Genomic DNA, 17,699 nt, shown 5'->3' on the forward strand with positions numbered 1-17,699 from the left:
TTTTTATCTACCCATATAAACCAGTAAAACGGAAATATCACTTGGAGATACTCCACTTATTCTACTCGCTTGTGAAATGCTCGTGGGTTGAATTTTACTTAATTTTTCACGAGCTTCAAAGGATAATGATTTTACTTTTGTATAGTCAAACTTTGATGGAATCGGAACGTTTTCTAATCTATTTAACTTATCAGCGTTGCTCTTTTCCTTTTCAATATATCCAGAATACTTTAGGTAAATTTCAACTTGTTCAATAATTTCATTATCAATTTCGTTTTCTTCAATATAGTTTTCAAGCTTTTCAATAACTCTAAAATCGTTAAATTCTAATTGTGGTCTTGCTGCGATTTTAAATAATTTCATTGACTGATTTATAGTTGCTAATCCTTTTGATTCTAATAAAGGATTCACATCTTCTTGGGTAATGCTTAATTCTTTTATAAACTGAATTAAGTTCTCCGTTTTTGTTTTCTTCTCTGCTACTCTATCCATTCGTTCTTGAGAAGCCAAACCAATATTGTAAGCTTTTTCAGTTAAACGTAAATCAGCATTATCTTGACGTAACAAAGTTCTATACTCTGCACGTGAAGTAAACATTCTATAAGGTTCTTCTGTTCCTTTTGTAATCAAATCGTCAATTAAAACTCCGATATATGCTTCACTTCTTTTTAAAACAAAAGGTTCTTTTTCTTGAACTTTTAATGCAGCATTTACTCCTGCCATCAATCCTTGAGCCGCTGCTTCTTCGTATCCTGTAGTTCCGTTTATTTGTCCTGCAAAGAATAAGTTATTAATTAACTTTGTTTCTAAAGAATGTTTTAATTGTGTTGGCGGAAAATAATCGTATTCAATAGCGTAACCGTATCTGAAAAACTTTACATTTTCAAAACCAGGGATCGCACGAATTGCTTTATCTTGAACATCCTCTGGTAAAGATGTAGAAAAACCGTTTACATAAATCTCAACTGTATTCCATCCTTCTGGTTCTACAAAAACTGGGTGACGCTCCTTCTCTGCAAAACGATTAATTTTGTCTTCTACCGAAGGACAATAACGTGGTCCTGTAGATTTTATTCTACCATTAAACATTGGTGAACGATCAAAACCTTCACGTAATAAATCATGCGTTTCTTGGTTGGTATACGTTAACCAACAAGAGCGTTGTTGTTGTAATGGTTTCGTAACATTTGAATATGAGAATTTCTCAGGATTTTCATCACCTGGTTGCTCGGTCATTTTAGAATAATCTAACGAACGACCATCAACACGTGGTGGCGTTCCGGTTTTCATTCTACCCGATTCAAACCCTTTTGCAACTAAATCTTCTGTAATTCCTGTTGAAGCACTTTCTCCTGCTCTTCCTCCACCAAACGTTTTTTCTCCGATATGGATTAATCCGTTTAAAAAAGTTCCTGCGGTTACAATAACGGTTTTAGCTTTTATTTCTAAACCTAAAGCAGTTTTTACACCCACGATAGCATCTCCGTCAAAGATTAATCCATTAACAGAATCTTGATAAAAATCTAAATTTTCTGTTTGTTCTAACATCGTTCTCCAGCATTCTGCAAACTGCATTCTATCCGATTGTGCTCTCGGACTCCACATTGCAGGTCCTTTTGATTTATTCAGCATCTTGAATTGGATAGCGGTTTTATCGGTTACAATTCCACTATAACCACCTAACGCATCAATCTCTCGTACAATTTGCCCTTTAGCAATTCCTCCCATTGCCGGATTACAACTCATTTGTGCTATGTTTTGCAAGTTCATAGTTATTAATAATGTTCTTGCGCCCATATTTGCACTCGCTGCTGCGGCTTCACTTCCTGCGTGACCACCACCTACTACAATTACATCGTATGTTGTTGTATATAAACTCATATTTTATAGTTCCACGTGAAACTTTATACTTTTTAATTTAAAAAATAAGTGCTAAACACTCATTTTCTTTTGCTCTCATTTCTTGCTTTTGCTCTTCAGTTTTATCTTTAAAACCCATATAGTGTAAAACTCCGTGCATAATTACACGGTGTAATTCGTTTTCAAAGGAAACATTAAAATCATTAGCATTTTCTGCAACTCTTTCAACTGAAATAAAAATATCTCCTCCTACTAATTTTCCCATGGTGTAATCAAAACTGATAATATCGGTTAAGGTATCATGGTTTAAAAACTCAACATTGATTTTGTGTAAATAAGCATCATCACAAAAAATATAGTTGATTTCACCTAGTTCAAACCCTTCCTTTTCTATACACTCTAAAATCCAATTAGAGGTTTTTTCTTCATTCTCTAATTGAAAGTCGGTTTCATAATTAAAAGCTATCATTCTTTTTGGCTCTATTTGTCGGTTTTAGGAGTACTAAAATACTCTTGAACCTTCTTTTTGTAATTTTGGCGCAAAGGTAAGGATTGTCGGTTTAATATTTCAGTCTGATTGTAAAACAACTTTTTAAATTCTAATGCTTTAACATTATTTTTGTTGTACTGAAGTAAATTGGTATTGGATTTTCGTTGTTTTTCTCTTCCTTGTTCAAAAGTTGCCTTGTCTAATTTTAGTAATTGATAGTTTAATTGCTGCATACGTTGCAATGTATTTTGATTAAACCCTTTTTCTAAAATTTCATTTTCTAATTGATGCATTTGTTTGAGGGCTTTTTTAGCTTGCCCATTACCATCGCCACCTTCTTTAATTGCATTTTCTAATTGCTGACGCAACTCACTTTGTTCTTTGTAAATTTGATATAATTCTCCATTCAAATCTTCATTTTCACCATTCTTGCCACTTTTACCTTGCTTGCCTTCTTTTCCTTTTTCACCTTCTTTGGGTTTTCCTTGCTGATTTTGTTTCTGCATCCCTTCTTTCATTTTTTCCATCAATTCATTTTGTTGTTGAATGATATCCGGTAAACTAAAAGAATCTTTTTTACCCTTTCCTTTTCCACTACCTGGTTTTGCATTTTGCATAGCATCCAAAGTATTGCTTAACATGTCGGCTAAGGTATTTGCAGAGGTCATTACATAATTTTGATTAGAAATACCGTTTCTAAATCTACTTTCGGCAAAATTTTCTAACGACTGATCTAAATTATAATGTGCCGTTGCCAAATGATCTTGAATTTCAGATGATATTTTTGGTACACGCATAGACAATACAAACAAGCTATCATCAATATGTTCAAAGTAGGATTTAAGCAAGTATTGTTTCTTTAAATTATCACCAAAATCAGGATGCGAAGATGATAAACCACTGAATTTTTCCATCAATGCTTCTTGATCAAACGAAAAAGTTAACAAGTTTTCTAAAATCTTACGCATATCTTCCATGTTCTCTTCAGCCATTTCATCACTCATCATTTGCATCGATTGTTGCATTTGCTGACTCATTTGCTGCATTTTTTTTGCTGCTTTTTGCTGATTTTGTTTTGCGTTTTGCTCTTGATTTTGCTGTAAATTTTGTTCTGCTTTATTTAATTCTTCTTGAGTTTGATATTGTAAATCTTTCATTTCAGGAATTTGCATTGGATCTTGCAATTTCTGATTATCTTTTTGTAATTCTTGAAGGTCTTTTTTAAGCTGATTAAACTCTTTGTTGACTTCTTTTTGTTCTTGTTCAGTGGAATTCTTATTAGCTAATTCTTCCTGCTTTTTAGCTAATTCATCTAATTTATTGGCCAATTGGTTGTTTTTTTGCTCAACATAAAAACGTTTTGTCAATTCTAAAATACGTTCCAAACTACGTTCTTGCTGTTTGTTTTGTTGTGCTAATTCTTTAGCCTTTTGTAACAGATCTTCCTTATTGAGTTTCTCTGCCATTTTCATCAACTCATCCAGTAATTTCTGCTGTTTTTCTAAGTTTTTAAGTTCTTCAATACGCTTTTGTAATTCTTCCTTCTTTTCTTGTAAACTTTCTGTTTCTTCTTTCTTTTCAGAGAAATTTTCTTGCAGTTGTTCTGTTTGACGCTGCATCATTTGTTTGTATTGTTGCTGACGCTTAATCAAATTTTCTACCTTTTTTTGATCATTCCAGTTCATGTTCTTCTTGTTTTGAATATTAAACTGAATTTTTTCCAAGTCTTCTTTACTTTTTTGCTGTTTTTCTAATGAATTTTGTAAGTTTTGAATATAATCTCGTTGTTCTTCCAATAATTCTTCTTCAACTTCTTGATTGGTTTTTTGTCGATACGAAAACTTTCTACTAGTAGCTTTTTTGTTTCCATTAATAGCATCGTTATCAAAAACCTGGAAGAACATTTCGTAATTCACACCATCTTTTAACTCTAATCCGTCAGGAAATTCATAAAAGAAGCTTTGAACGGCTTCTTTTGTAATAGAAATTGATTTAACTTGTTGATTTTGAGTATTTTCTGAGTTATAATATACTAATTGAAGCTTTTGTAATCCGTAATCATCAGAAATTTGTCCAGCAAAGTATGCGGATCCACGTGAAACACTGTCAATATTAGATTTTACCTCAATTTGAGGAAATTCGTCTTTAATAACATCTACAGAAAATTGCAATTGCTCGTAATCTTCTAGTTTGTTGTTAGATGTAGTGATTTGATAATTCGCATTATGTAAAATTCGTTTTGTAAATTCAAAGGAATTGGCTTCCTTCGAAATAAAATCTTCTCTTTTTTCATCAGAAATAAAAGAAACTTTATCGGTTTGTGTTGTAGCTACGTTCCATTTAATCGTTGTTCCTTGTGGAACTGTAATATTCCCTGTATTTGGTAAAATCTCACTTTTTTTACCTAAATAACGCGGATATATTAATTGCATACTCACATTTTGAATTGCAGGAATTTTAATTATATTTATTTGATAATCAATTGATTGTATGGTGTTTGCTTCAACATAAAAGTTAATAGATTCATTCACCTCTTCAAAAGTGTACGAGAATAATCCAGCTCCGTTATTTTCTATAAAATATTGCTGATTATTATAAAAAATCTTTGCTTCTTGTGGAACAACTTCTCCCACCGCTTCTACATAAATGGTTAACGGTTTTCCTTGAATAACTTCTAAATTATTGTTGGTCAAACTCAATATAAAAGGCGCTGGAGGTGTGTAGGCAACACGATGATTTACAACACGTTGAAAACTTTGATTTAGTTTTGTGTTAGCTCCTGTAAATAAGGTAATTAACCAAATAAATATAGGAATAAAAGCGTATTTTATGTACTTAGTATTCGTTTTAAAATCTACTGCTTTGGTAAACGGAATTGGTTGTAATTCATTGGATTTTTGTTCAATACTAGCCAATAACAAATCGGAATGTTGGTTGGAATGTTGTAATTGCAATACATTCAGTAATTTGTCTTGTACTTCCGGAAAGTGACTCCCGATTATTTTTGAAGCTTCTTCAGATGAAATTCCTTTTTGTAATCCGAATAATTTAAATATTGGAAACCAAATAAAACGGACTACTAAAAACAACTCAATTCCCACAAACAACCAGAATAAAATGGTGCGCGCAGTAGGTTTTAACCATAAAAAATACTCTATAAATACTGTAAAAAGTAAGTATAATAAGCCAAAAGCAAGGAATAAAATACTTCCCTTGATTAACTCATTGGTGTAATATTTACGGCTAAATTGCTGTAATTTTTGTTCTATTAGGGTAAAATCGCTCATAACTAACACGTAAAGTTAGCAAAATCCGGTTAGTTAGTTGATTTTTAGTATTGAGAAAGTTTTGTGATTAAATACCAGAAATAGTATTCAAACTTTTTAATAACTCATTTTTTTGTTGCTCTGTCGAATAGGAAACAATTAAGTTTAAAGAAAAACCATTTATAATAGTAGAATAATAAGATTGCTTAATAAGTATACCCAATTGGTTAATACTTGCGTCCATTCTATAAAAATCTAAACCGTTAATTTTTTCATTTTCAAAATTTTCAGATAAATAATCATATTTAAAACTTCCTTGAGACAAGAATTTTTTAGCATGAAAAAGATAATCTCCTCCTGTCTTGATTCCAGGGGCATTACTAATATTCTCAGCAACAACTGCTATATTTGGATTATAATCAACTGCCGCACCCTGTTCGTATTTAAATGCAGTTAAAAGATTTGCTGTATTAATTTCTGAAGCATCAATTATAGATTTTAAATTATCATCATCACCAACTATCAATTTTCTTCCTTTTTTAGCTAATGCTTCTGTTTGTTCCCTACTTTGAATAACCCAATTAACAGGTAAATCGAATTTGATTTTAAAGAAGTTGTTGATATAGGTGTTATCTTCAAAACCACCATAATCAAAATTATTATTAGTTTTTGATTTACACGAAACAATTACTAAAACAGTTAATAAAATAGCAAAATTTTTAATTTTTTTCATTTTTCATTTTTTGTGAATTCAAATATATCAAAATCAAACTAAACCCTCGTCAATCTTCTAATTACCTCATATGCCATGGTCATCCCAAACATAGCGGGCATATAGGCAATCGTACCATAAAACGATTTTTTAAAGTTGCTGCCATCTGTTAGTTGTAACGATTCTTTTTTCTGTATTTCTTCAGAATACACGGTTAACACACCATCGCGTACCCCCTTAATTTTTAATTGTTTTTTTAGGGTTTGCGCAAACTTACACTCGCGTGTTTTTTTAATATCTGAAATTTTAATTTTGGTTGGATCTAACTTACCACCTGCGCCCATAGAAGAGATAAACTTACATTTCATACGGCGTAACGTAAGGATCAAACTCAACTTGGGGCTCACACTATCAATGCAATCCATCACAAAATCAAATGGATTTTGTGTTAATAGATTTTCCATGGCTTCCGGAGTTAAAAACTCATCATACACAGTAATGTCTAATTCCGGATTGATATCTAAAAAACGATCTCGTAACACTTCAGCTTTTTGTAAACCAGCAGTAGAATCTAACGCTTGCAACTGACGGTTTTTATTAGTAGGATCTACATCATCACCATCTACAATCGTAATTTTTCCAACACCCGATCGTACCATTGTTTCAGCAGCATAACTACCTACTCCGCCTAATCCCACTACTAAAATATGGGTGTTTTGTAACTTTTGTAAAGCTTCTTTACCTATTAACAGTTCTGTACGTTCTAACCAATTACTCATAACCAAAGAATGTTTTTGCGTTTTGTATGATTTGTTGTTGCAATGTTTCTTGTGAAACATTCAAAATTTTTGACGCCTGCAAATATATATCCTCTATTTTGATATTGGGCATACTATCGGTCTCTAAAAAAAACCGGTCTTTTGGTAGTGATTGTAACAGCGTTTGGTATTTTTCAGTCACCTCAAAAACGGGCATGATAGATAGATAAAATCCTTGATCAATCAATTGTTTGGCTAATTCGGTATGACGAGAAAAACCATGGATATACCAATTCGGAATATCAGGAAATTCTTTTTTTACTTTGATCAAAGAATCAAAAGCGCGAACACAATGAATAATTACAGGTTTTTGATGCTCATTAGCCACTGCTAACACACTTTTGAAAATTTCTAGCTGTTTTGTAAGCTCAGGGCCTTTAAGTTTATCTAAACCTATCTCTCCTATCGCTAAACAATACTTGTTGCTTAAATGCGCTAAAAATTGACCTTTTTCATCTTCTGAAAGCACTTCTTCTGTCCACCAAGGATGTTTTCCCACGGTATACCAATCATATTCAGTTTCTTTTCCTAAGTGGATGGATACAATTTCTAGTATTTCTGCATCATTCTGCCTGCACATTCGATGGGTATGAAAATCTAAATATGTAATATTTTCAAAAGGATGTTGATGCATGAACTACAATTCTAAAAAGTCTATAACTGGAACTAAACTTCTTCCCGGATCTTCTTCCATAGGTACATGACCCAAATCTTTTAAAATAACTAATGTGTCATTAGGTAGATCTTCATGAAAACGATGTGCATTACTCACAGGAATTAAAAAATCTTGATCACCCCAAAGCACCAATGTGGGTTGTTGAATGGTTTTAATTTTATCAATATTCGGGGTTTGATTTTCCATCATCATTCTATCTACCAAGGCTTGTCGGTTCCCTTTGCGTAGGGTTAAATCAAAATAGCGATCTACCAATTCAGGAGTGATTTTGGTTTTATCAGCATACACATCTTCCACACTTTTTTTCACCATAAAACGTGGCGTTAAGTATGTGAGTAATTGGTTTACAACGGGTGTCTTAGCTATTTTAAACGCTACAGGAACACTTTCCGATTCAAACGGATATCCAGCAGCATCAATCAAAATCAATTTTTCTATTTTCTGCGGATATTTTACCGTAAAATTCCATGCTATTTGTCCGCCTAATGAATTTCCACCAATTACACATTTTTCAATATTTTTTGCTTCTAAAAAACTGTTGATAAAAGTAGCGTAACTATCAATAGAATAGTTTTTATGCGGAAAAGGACCGGTTAATCCAAACCCGGGAATATCCATTCGCAAGACTCTTTTTTTTGTTTTTAATTGTTCCGTCCAAGCATCAAAAGTATGCAAACTAGCTCCCGTACCATGAATCAAAACCAGAGGTAAACTATCTAACGGATTATCTTCATCACGATAATGTACTTGCATTCCATCTACCGAAATAAACTGAGAAGGCGTTGTGGCATAGGTAGCTTTAAGTTCTCCAACAGATTTGTCTCCATACCCGAAAAGTAACAAAATAGCAATGAATAAAAGGAGAATAGATACAAGCACTATTTTTAAAAATTTACCAATGTTTTTCATGAATACTAAGTTTTTAAAATACAGTTATGGCTAAGTTCACCTTTTTTTAGTCAAAAAACAATCAAAATCTATGTAATAATTATCTTTGCGCTTTCAAATCGAATAAAAATGTCAGAAAACGTAAGAGTACGCTTTGCGCCGAGTCCGACCGGACCTTTACATATGGGTGGTGTAAGAACCGCTTTGTTCAATTATTTATTTGCAAAAAAACACAACGGAACCTTTGTGCTACGTATTGAAGATACTGATCAAACCCGTTATGTTGCCAATGCTGAACAGTATATTATTGATTCTTTAGAATGGTGTAACATTCCGTTTGATGAAGGACCAGGAAAGAATGAGAAGTTCGGACCGTACCGTCAATCAGAACGTAAAGAGTTGTATAAGAAATATGCTGATGAATTGATTGAAAAAGGTTGGGCATATTACGCTTTTGATACTGCGGAAGAACTAGATGCGCACCGTAAAGATCATGAAGAAAAAGGCAAAACGTTTATTTACAATTGGCACAATCGTGAAAAATTACAAAACTCGTTAGCATTATCTGCGGAAGAAGTTCAGCAAAAAATTGCAGCTGGTGAAAAATTTGTGGTTCGTTTTAAAACACCGCAAGATGAAACCTTGATCATGCAAGATGAAATCCGTGGAACTATTAAAATTGATACAAATACGTTAGATGATAAAGTATTGTTCAAATCTGATGGAATGCCTACTTATCACTTGGCAAATATTGTGGATGACCATTTAATGCAAATTTCACACGTAATTCGTGGTGAAGAGTGGTTACCGTCAATGCCGTTGCACGTATTGCTATACAAAGCCTTTGGTTGGGAAGCACCAAAATTTGCACACTTACCATTAATTTTAAAACCAGTTGGTAAAGGAAAATTAAGTAAGCGTGATGGTGATAAATTAGGTTTTCCGGTTTTTCCGTTAGAATACACCAATGAAAAAACTGGTGATGTTTCACGTGGATATAAAGAAGACGGATATTTCGCTGATGCTTTTGTAAACATGTTAGCCTTGTTAGGTTGGAATCCTGGAACGGAGCAAGAAATATTCTCGTTAGAAGAATTAGTTGAGGTATTTGATTTAGCTCGTGTAAGCAAATCAGGAGCAAAATTTAGTCCGGATAAAACCAAGTGGTTCAATCAGCAATACTTACAGTTAAAATCGGATGAGGAATTGACAGATTTATTTTTGCCAATTTTAGCTGATAAAGAAATAACTATAGATAAAAACTATGTTCAAAAAGTTGTTTCATTAATCAAAGAACGTGCAACGTTTGTAGCTGATTTTTGGGAATTATCTGATTTTTTCTTCGAAAATCCAACTGAATATGATGAGAAAGCAGTAAAAAAACAATGGAAAGAAGGAACTTCTGATTTAATGAAAGAACTAGTTGTCATAATTTCTAAGATTGATGATTTTACTATAGAAAATGCACAAACCGAAATTAAAGGCTGGATTACATCAAAAGAAATAGGTTTTGGTAAAGTAATGCAACCACTTCGTTTAAGCCTAGTAGGTAGATTGGCTGGACCCGATTTGTTTGATATCATGAGCATGATTGGTAAAGAAACCACTATAGAAAGAATAAACAACGCAATAGAAAAACTATCATAAATGCATAAAAAACTGTTCGTAATATTGCTTTTATTGAGCAGTTTTTTTGCTCAGTCTCAGATAATAAATGTTGAAAATTTACGTAGAGTAACTGATACTTCGGGGTGGTCTGGATATGCAAAAGTTAATTTTCAGCTGATTAAAAACACCAATAAAATTTTTAGTTTTTCTAACAGAATTCGTGTTCAACATAAAAAAGAAAAAACGCTTTGGCTGTTTATCAATGATCTTGATTTTAGAGAAGCAAATTCGAATACTTTAGTTAGTAAAAATGCGCAACATCTACGTTTTAATTACAAACTAAAACCACAAATTATAATTGAGACATTTGCACAATCACAACAAGATAAAATTTCAGCAATTAATTTTAGAGGTTTGTTGGGTTCAGGGTTACGATTTAAGCTTACCAAATCAGAGAAATATAAGTTGTATTTAGGAAGTTTGTTAATGTTTGAACATGAAAAATCAAATAGAGAAACTGAACCTATTCGAAACGATTGGAGAAATAGCTCCTACTTTTCTTTTAGTTTATATCCAAAAGAGAATGTAACTATTGTAAGCACAACATATTTTCAACCAAGATTAGATCAGTTTTCAGATTTTAGAGTATCTAGTCAAACCTATTTAGCTGTAGAAGTTATAAAGAATTTATCGTTTACAGCTACTTTTTCATATCAATATGACAAATTTCCTGTAATAGGTATTCCTAATGAACAATATGTATTAACAAACGGATTGATGTATTCGTTTAATTAAATAAAAAAGCGCCTTATGGCGCTTTAATTTTTTATAACGGATTGTAATAACATCCACTTCGAGATACCCTATTACTGCCTCCAGAGGAAAGTCCTTTGATTTTAAGCGCAAAAACTACACCTAGAGTTACTTGTATATGCGAGCGCATACTTTCAAAAGAATCTAAAGAATGTTTATAATATAACTGACTGTTTACACCAAATGAATCTGTAATCCAGTAGTTAGCACCAGCACCAATATTCATGGTTGGAGTCATTTTTCTTTCAGAGTCTACAATACTCCCCCCAGCAAACACATAAGGAAAAAACTTTTCATCAAAATTAAAGGTATAGCGTAAGGATCCATCCATAGAAAAATACTTAGCAGAATTTGTAATAAACCCTACATCAAAAGTGTTAAAAGATAGTGCCCCATCAAAAGCTAAACTATGAGAAATAGGAATGGTTAAATTTAATCGTGGTACTTGAAACATATATTGATCGCCAATATAAGCAGCATCTTCCTCAGCAAATTTAACAACACCAGTACCAACACCTAATTGCCACGTATTATTTTTAGTTTGTGCAAAACTGCATAAACCAACCATGATCACAGTAAAGAATAAAAGTTTTTTAAAAATCATCATGCGGGGAATATTTAATGTTTAACTTATTTTTTACAAATTTAGTAGGTAAACATGCTGTTTAAACAGCATTTACACGTTTAATTGCAACTGTAAAATCTTCAAGATCATTGTCATTTATAATTAAATGAATAGCCTCATCGCATACTTTTTCTACGTTGTCTATAGGAAAGTTTAAAGCTACAGCAATTTTTCTCATTAATAACATTTCATCTTTACTTACATTATCATCTGCTAAAATCATTTTAGCTAAACGGTATAAACGTTCTATTCTTTCATCGTAACTCACAGGTGAGTTTACCGGAAACTTTTCTGGACTCTTTAAAATTTCTTTGTATTCTAGTTCTTCAATATTTAAATTATCAGCTGTTCTATCTAATAATTTTTGCTCACCTTCTGCAATAATACCATCTGTCATTGCAATTTTAACAATGCTAGCAAAATGACCTAAAGCTTGTTTTTGCTGACCACTTGAATATAAATCTGATATTGACATAATATTTTGTTTTGAACAAAAATAAAGGAAAATGAATTTTATAAAGAAATAAAATATAGGAAAAACTTTACCTTTGCTTAAAATCACTGTACGTTGAGTAAGCAAACGATTGTAAACCACTACCAAAAATCGGCTAAAACTAAGCAGATTTTACAGGAGATACAACGCGAACAAAACCATTTTCAAATTGCGAATTTGGTCGGGTCGTCGTTGTCATTTGTTATTTCAGAAACTTTTAAAGAAGCAGATATACCTTACTTGTTAATTTTTAACGATAAGGAAGAAGCGGCTTATTATTTGAACGATTTAGAACAATTACTGGGTGATAAAAATGTACTTTTTTATCCGGGTTCGTATCGTCGTCCCTATCAAATAGAAGAAACCGACAATGCCAATGTTTTGTTGCGTTCTGAGGTGTTAAACAGAATTAACTCGCGCAAAAAACCGGCGATTATTGTTACCTATCCAACTGCCTTATTTGAAAAAGTAGTGACCAAAAAAGAGTTGGAAAAAAACACGTTAAAAGTTACAGTTGGTGAAAATGTATCGCTCGATTTTGTAAACGAAGTACTGTTTGAATACAAGTTTAAACGTGTAGATTTTGTAACAGAACCTGGTGAATTTTCAGTGCGTGGAGGAATTGTAGATGTGTTTTCGTTTTCTCATGATGAACCATATCGTATCGAGTTTTTTGGTGATGAGGTAGACAGCATTCGTACGTTTGATGTAGAAACGCAACTTTCTACTGAAAAGCTTAAGAAAATTAGCATTATGCCTAATGTTGAAAATAAAACGTTGCAGGAAAATCGTGAAAGCTTTTTGAAATATATTTCTTCAAAAACGGTCATTTTTACGAAAAATACCGATTTATTGCTGGGGAGTTTAGATAAATTTTATCAAAAGGCCGAAGAAGCTTTTAGTAAACTATCCTCAGAAATAAAACACGCTAAACCCGACGAATTGTTTTGTGATGGTGCATTATTGAAAGAACAGTTACAAGATTTTACCGTTGCTCAACTTACCACTCAAGAAAAAGCGGATGAAAAAACCATCCATTTTAATATTAAGGCGCAGCCTTCTTTCAATAAGCATTTTAATTTATTGATTGAAGATTTAAATACACATCACGAGCAAGGATTTACCAATTATATTTTATGTGCAAACGAACAGCAAGCCAATCGTTTTCATGATATTTTTGATGATGCTGAAGAAAAAGTGCATTATGAAACGTTAGTGTTTCCTATCCATCAAGGATTTATAGATGAAGATGAAAAAATAGTTTGTTATACCGATCATCAAATCTTTGAGCGTTACCATAAATTCCGATTAAAAAACGGATACGCTAAAAAACAATCCATTACACTTAAAGAACTTACCAACCTAGAAAAAGGCGATTATGTAACCCATATTGATCATGGGATTGGAAGGTTTGGAGGCCTTCAAAAAATAGACGTAGAAGGTAAAAAACAAGAGGCCATTAAGTTAATTTATGGCGATCGAGATATTTTATACGTGAGCATTCACTCGTTGCACAAAATTTCAAAGTTCAACGGAAAAGATGGAAAACCGCCAAAAGTTTACAAACTGGGTTCCGGTGCTTGGAAAAAGCTGAAACAAAAAACCAAAACCAGAGTTAAAGAAATTGCGTTCAACCTTATTCAGTTGTATGCAAAACGACGTTTACAAAAAGGATATACTTTTGGACATGACACACACATGCAGCATGAGTTAGAAGCAAGTTTTTTATATGAAGATACGCCCGATCAATTTTCTGCTACGCAGGATGTAAAAGAAGACATGGAAAAAGATCAACCAATGGACCGATTGGTGTGTGGTGATGTTGGTTTTGGAAAAACCGAAGTAGCCATTCGTGCAGCGTTTAAAGCGGTAGACAACGGAAAGCAAGTGGCTGTTTTAGTCCCAACTACTATTTTAGCTTTTCAGCATTTTAAAACGTTTTCAGAGCGTTTAAAAGACTTTCCGGTACGAATAGATTATTTAAACCGATTTAGAACCGCAAAACAACGAAAAGGCGTGTTAGAAGGTGTTGCTGATGGAAGTATTGATATTGTTATCGGAACACATCAGTTAACTAACAAAGCAGTTCAGTTTAAAGATTTAGGTTTGTTGATCATTGATGAGGAACAAAAATTTGGGGTTGCTGTAAAAGACAAGCTAAAAACCATCAAAGAAAATGTAGATACGTTAACGTTAACCGCAACGCCAATTCCGCGTACGTTACAGTTTAGTTTGATGGCAGCGCGTGATTTATCAGTGATTAAAACGCCACCACCAAACCGTCATCCGGTTGAAACCAATGTAATTCGTTTTTCTGAAGAAACAATTCGAGATGCTATTTCGTATGAAATTTCTCGTGGAGGTCAGGTATTTTTCATTCACAACCGAATAGAAAATATCAAAGAAGTTGCAGGGTTATTACAGCGTTTGTTACCATCAGCAAAAATAGGTATTGGTCATGGACAAATGGAAGGTAAAAAACTGGAAGAATTGATGCTGGCATTTATGAACGGTGAGTTTGATGTATTGGTGTCTACCACGATCATTGAAAGCGGATTAGATGTACCAAATGCAAACACCATTTTCATCAATAATGCTAATAACTTCGGATTGTCAGATCTGCATCAAATGCGTGGTCGTGTGGGACGTTCTAACAAAAAAGCATTCTGTTACTTTATAACACCGCCATATCATCATATGACCGATGAAGCGCGCAAGCGAATTTCTGCCTTAGAAATGTTTTCAGACCTGGGAAGTGGTTTGAATATTGCCATGAAAGATTTGGAAATCCGTGGTGCAGGAGATTTGTTAGGCGGTGAACAAAGTGGATTCATCAACGATATTGGTTTTGATACCTATCAGAAAATATTACACGAAGCTATTGAAGAATTAAAAGAAAATGAATTCAAAGATTTATATGCTTCAGAAACTTCAACCAAACCAAAAGAGTACGTAAAAGAAGTTCAAATTGATACCGATTTTGAAATCTTATTTCCAGATGATTACGTGAACTCAATCACAGAACGATTGAATTTATACAAAGAACTTTCAGATTTAACTTCGGAAGAAGAATTACAAACGTTTGAAACTAATTTGGTAGACAGATTTGGGGAATTACCAACGCAAGTTCAAGATTTGTTAGATAGCGTGCGTATTAAATGGTTGGCTAAAAAACTTGGTTTAGAAAAAGTAATTTTAAAGCAAAAACGAATGATTGGATACTTTGTATCAGATCAACAAAGCGATTTTTACCAAACCGAAGCATTTACTAAAATGTTGCGTTATGTTCAGCAAAACCCAAAAAGTTGCGTAATGAAAGAAAAACAAACCAAAAACGGATTGCGTTTACTCATCACTTTTATAAAAATTGATAGTGTAGCCAAGGCATTAAAAGTATTACAACAAGTATAAAAATAGTGTCATTGCGAGCGAAGCGAAGCAATCTGTTTATAAGAAAGTCACGATTTTATAGATTGCTTCGCTTCGCTCGCAATGACGTAAAGAAAAACTTAACCCAACACGATGCAAAACAACCATATTAAAAATGTTGCCGGAATACTAACCGCCACGTTCTTTATTAGTACCTCAGGAGTTTTAGGTAAATATATTGCAATGCCCTCGGAAGTAATTGTTTGGTTTCGATCGGCTTTTGCTGTGGTACTTTTATATGCTTTTTGCCGATTTAAAAAGATCAATTTATCTATTGAATCCAGTAAGCATTATGCTCCGTTTTTAATTAGTGCATTTTTTATGGCAGCGCATTGGATAACGTATTTCTATGCATTAAAAAAATCGAATGTAGCTATTGGAATGTTGTCTTTATACACCTTTCCGGTGATGATTGCCTTGTTAGAACCTTTGGTTTTTAAGATAAAATTCAATCCAATTCATATTGTTTTAGGGTTGTTAGTTTTATTAGGGATTTACATACTGGCACCCGATTTGAATTTGGAAAGTAGCAACATGCAAGGGATTTTATTTGGGCTGCTATCGGCACTTTGTTATTCTATCCGAATACTAATTTTAAAACAATACGTAATTCGTTATAACGGAGTGATGTTGATGTTTTATCAAACACTGATTATCACCATTTTTTTAGTTCCGGTGTTGTTTTTTATGGATGTTTCCGGATTTGAAAGTCAATATCCATACTTGTTGATGTTGGCCTTATTAACCACGGCTATTGGTCATAGTTTAATGGTACATTCTTTACAATTCTTTTCAGTATCCACTGCAAGTATTATTAGTAGCGTACAGCCTATTTTCGGGATAATATTAGCGTTTATATTTTTAAATGAAATTCCAACACTAAATACCTTTTTTGGAGGCGCATTGATTTTAGCAACAGTGGTTATTGAGAGTTTACGGAGTAAGAGTAAGTAAAACCTATCGGATCATGGACACATCCTCATAATTACGGCGCACAAAATCCAACGCATTTTCTAAGATTTCACCCATATTTTGGCTCTTTTTAAAGGCAATATCTTTGGTAAAATCATAGACTTGGTTTTTGAGCAGCGTTATATTTTCATCTGTAGAAATAGTATCATTTTTCATACAAAAAATAAGTTGTTCTATACGTTTTTCTGAAGATAGAATGCGTTTTGCAACGATTGATCGTTCTTCGAGTTTATACTGTTCAATAGAGTTTTCTAATAGCTTGTTTCCTACCAACTCTACCATCAGGTAATTTTCTTTAAAAAATTGTGGATAGTACACTTTAAATTTTCCCTCAAAACATTGTTGATCAAAATCAATCGCACGAATTTTATACACTACATGATCAAAATCGTGTGTAGGCACAATAACGTAGTTATACGAACGCATATCACCCAACAAACGAATCATACAACGCTCATTAAATTTTACAAATTCTTTGGCAATTTGTGCTTTTTCAGACTCTGAGCAATCGGGTAACATTTCTTTGATAAACACATCTCCGGGAATTCCGGTAATATGTTCTTCAATCAAAGTATCTTTATACACTAAAAAATTGAGGTTGTAAGGAGATAAAATATGTTCTAACTCTAAACCATATACACGAGAAGCATCGGTTTTTTTAACATAAAAATAAGTGTAGTTATCGTTTAAAATATTTCTGACTTTTACTCGAAAAGGTTTAGAATTACCAAAAGTACAGTAGTCTACCGCATCTACATTTAAATATTGAATGTTGTCAACATTTCCGTTTGAATGTAAGATGTTATATACCTTTTTTAAGCTCAGATCAATTTCTTGACGCTCAAAATCTGAATAATACACCCGAACCCATAAAGTATCTTCATCATTTTTATCGTAGACCACTATCGATCCTTGAAAACGAAGCAAATCATCATAAAAAATAGGAATTTTAATATTCCTACCATGCTCTACCAAATACTCATTTAAAAGACTATTTACTGGAAAAGCAGGCTTTTTTTTCGACATTAATTTTTCTTCGCTAGCCATGA

At 32.9% G+C, this 17,699-nt stretch carries 14 protein-coding genes; 4 read left to right on the plus strand and 10 right to left on the minus strand.

The genetic code is table 11. The annotated features are described in order from the left end of the window. Positions 1 to 3 precede the first annotated feature (3 nt). The 7 genes from mnmG to SLH33_RS06685 form a co-directional block, all read right to left on the minus strand. A complete protein-coding gene (mnmG, locus tag SLH33_RS06655) occupies positions 4 to 1,881 on the minus strand; it encodes a tRNA uridine-5-carboxymethylaminomethyl(34) synthesis enzyme MnmG (RefSeq protein WP_320418302.1) in 1,878 nt (625 codons plus the stop codon). 37 nt (positions 1,882 to 1,918) lie between these two features. Then, the gene (gene ybeY, locus SLH33_RS06660) at positions 1,919 to 2,329 is read right to left on the minus strand and encodes an rRNA maturation RNase YbeY (RefSeq protein ID WP_320418303.1); all 411 of its coding nucleotides are present in this window, start codon (positions 2,327 to 2,329) and stop codon (positions 1,919 to 1,921) included. Between the two features lie 11 nt (positions 2,330 to 2,340). Beyond that, complete coding sequence (locus tag SLH33_RS06665; RefSeq protein ID WP_320418304.1) at positions 2,341 to 5,637, minus strand: DUF4175 family protein; 3,297 nt, start codon at positions 5,635 to 5,637, stop codon at positions 2,341 to 2,343. A 67-nt stretch (positions 5,638 to 5,704) separates the two neighbouring features. Continuing rightward, positions 5,705 to 6,349 carry a hypothetical protein gene (locus SLH33_RS06670; protein WP_320418305.1) on the minus strand — a complete coding sequence of 215 codons (645 nt, stop codon included), beginning with the start codon at positions 6,347 to 6,349 and terminating at the stop codon, positions 5,705 to 5,707. A 38-nt stretch (positions 6,350 to 6,387) separates the two neighbouring features. Beyond that, complete coding sequence (locus SLH33_RS06675; protein WP_320418306.1) at positions 6,388 to 7,107, minus strand: tRNA threonylcarbamoyladenosine dehydratase; 720 nt, start codon at positions 7,105 to 7,107, stop codon at positions 6,388 to 6,390. Further along, a complete protein-coding gene (locus SLH33_RS06680; RefSeq protein WP_320418307.1) occupies positions 7,100 to 7,780 on the minus strand; it encodes a TatD family hydrolase in 681 nt (226 codons plus the stop codon). The genes SLH33_RS06675 and SLH33_RS06680 overlap by 8 nt, the downstream gene beginning before the upstream one ends. 3 nt (positions 7,781 to 7,783) lie before the next feature. Next, positions 7,784 to 8,731 (minus strand): alpha/beta hydrolase, encoded by a 948-nt coding sequence (locus SLH33_RS06685; protein WP_320418308.1) that lies wholly within the window; start codon positions 8,729 to 8,731, stop codon positions 7,784 to 7,786. A 108-nt stretch (positions 8,732 to 8,839) separates the two neighbouring features. Here SLH33_RS06685 and gltX point away from each other — a divergent pair, with 108 nt between their 5' ends. Next, positions 8,840 to 10,357, plus strand: a complete 1,518-nt coding sequence (gene gltX, locus SLH33_RS06690; protein WP_320418309.1) for a glutamate--tRNA ligase — start codon at positions 8,840 to 8,842, stop codon at positions 10,355 to 10,357. Positions 10,358 to 10,390: 33 nt separating this feature from the next. Next, a complete protein-coding gene (locus SLH33_RS06695; RefSeq protein ID WP_320418310.1) occupies positions 10,391 to 11,113 on the plus strand; it encodes a DUF481 domain-containing protein in 723 nt (240 codons plus the stop codon). Positions 11,114 to 11,144: 31 nt separating this feature from the next. On the opposite strand, the gene SLH33_RS06700 is transcribed toward SLH33_RS06695, so the two are convergent. Beyond that, complete coding sequence (locus tag SLH33_RS06700) at positions 11,145 to 11,738, minus strand: outer membrane beta-barrel protein (protein WP_320418311.1); 594 nt, start codon at positions 11,736 to 11,738, stop codon at positions 11,145 to 11,147. Positions 11,739 to 11,796: 58 nt separating this feature from the next. After that, a complete protein-coding gene (locus tag SLH33_RS06705) occupies positions 11,797 to 12,231 on the minus strand; it encodes a TerB family tellurite resistance protein (RefSeq protein WP_320418312.1) in 435 nt (144 codons plus the stop codon). Between the two features lie 93 nt (positions 12,232 to 12,324). Between SLH33_RS06705 and mfd the strand changes: the two genes are divergently transcribed. Beyond that, the gene (gene mfd, locus SLH33_RS06710) at positions 12,325 to 15,660 is read left to right on the plus strand and encodes a transcription-repair coupling factor (protein WP_320418313.1); all 3,336 of its coding nucleotides are present in this window, start codon (positions 12,325 to 12,327) and stop codon (positions 15,658 to 15,660) included. A 111-nt stretch (positions 15,661 to 15,771) separates the two neighbouring features. Further along, positions 15,772 to 16,632 (plus strand): DMT family transporter, encoded by an 861-nt coding sequence (locus tag SLH33_RS06715; protein ID WP_320418314.1) that lies wholly within the window; start codon positions 15,772 to 15,774, stop codon positions 16,630 to 16,632. 3 nt (positions 16,633 to 16,635) lie between these two features. On the opposite strand, the gene SLH33_RS06720 is transcribed toward SLH33_RS06715, so the two are convergent. Continuing rightward, complete coding sequence (locus SLH33_RS06720) at positions 16,636 to 17,697, minus strand: hypothetical protein (RefSeq protein ID WP_320418315.1); 1,062 nt, start codon at positions 17,695 to 17,697, stop codon at positions 16,636 to 16,638. Between the last annotated feature and the right edge of the window lie 2 nt (positions 17,698 to 17,699).

This window comes from Tenacibaculum sp. IB213877 (assembly GCF_034043975.1).
Lineage (GTDB): Bacteria > Bacteroidota > Bacteroidia > Flavobacteriales > Flavobacteriaceae > Polaribacter.

Bases quoted from the DNA above. Each gene is read 5' to 3' on its own strand.
- mnmG (WP_320418302.1), bottom strand. From the start codon at position 1,881: ATGAGTTTATATACAACAACATACGATGTAATTGTAGTAGGTGGTGGT.
- ybeY (WP_320418303.1), bottom strand. From the start codon at position 2,329: ATGATAGCTTTTAATTATGAAACCGACTTTCAATTAGAGAATGAAGAA.
- SLH33_RS06665 (WP_320418304.1), bottom strand. From the start codon at position 5,637: ATGAGCGATTTTACCCTAATAGAACAAAAATTACAGCAATTTAGCCGT.
- SLH33_RS06670 (WP_320418305.1), bottom strand. From the start codon at position 6,349: ATGAAAAAAATTAAAAATTTTGCTATTTTATTAACTGTTTTAGTAATT.
- SLH33_RS06675 (WP_320418306.1), bottom strand. From the start codon at position 7,107: ATGAGTAATTGGTTAGAACGTACAGAACTGTTAATAGGTAAAGAAGCT.
- SLH33_RS06680 (WP_320418307.1), bottom strand. From the start codon at position 7,780: ATGCATCAACATCCTTTTGAAAATATTACATATTTAGATTTTCATACC.
- SLH33_RS06685 (WP_320418308.1), bottom strand. From the start codon at position 8,731: ATGAAAAACATTGGTAAATTTTTAAAAATAGTGCTTGTATCTATTCTC.
- gltX (WP_320418309.1), top strand. From the start codon at position 8,840: ATGTCAGAAAACGTAAGAGTACGCTTTGCGCCGAGTCCGACCGGACCT.
- SLH33_RS06700 (WP_320418311.1), bottom strand. From the start codon at position 11,738: ATGATGATTTTTAAAAAACTTTTATTCTTTACTGTGATCATGGTTGGT.
- SLH33_RS06705 (WP_320418312.1), bottom strand. From the start codon at position 12,231: ATGTCAATATCAGATTTATATTCAAGTGGTCAGCAAAAACAAGCTTTA.
- SLH33_RS06715 (WP_320418314.1), top strand. From the start codon at position 15,772: ATGCAAAACAACCATATTAAAAATGTTGCCGGAATACTAACCGCCACG.
- SLH33_RS06720 (WP_320418315.1), bottom strand. From the start codon at position 17,697: ATGGCTAGCGAAGAAAAATTAATGTCGAAAAAAAAGCCTGCTTTTCCA.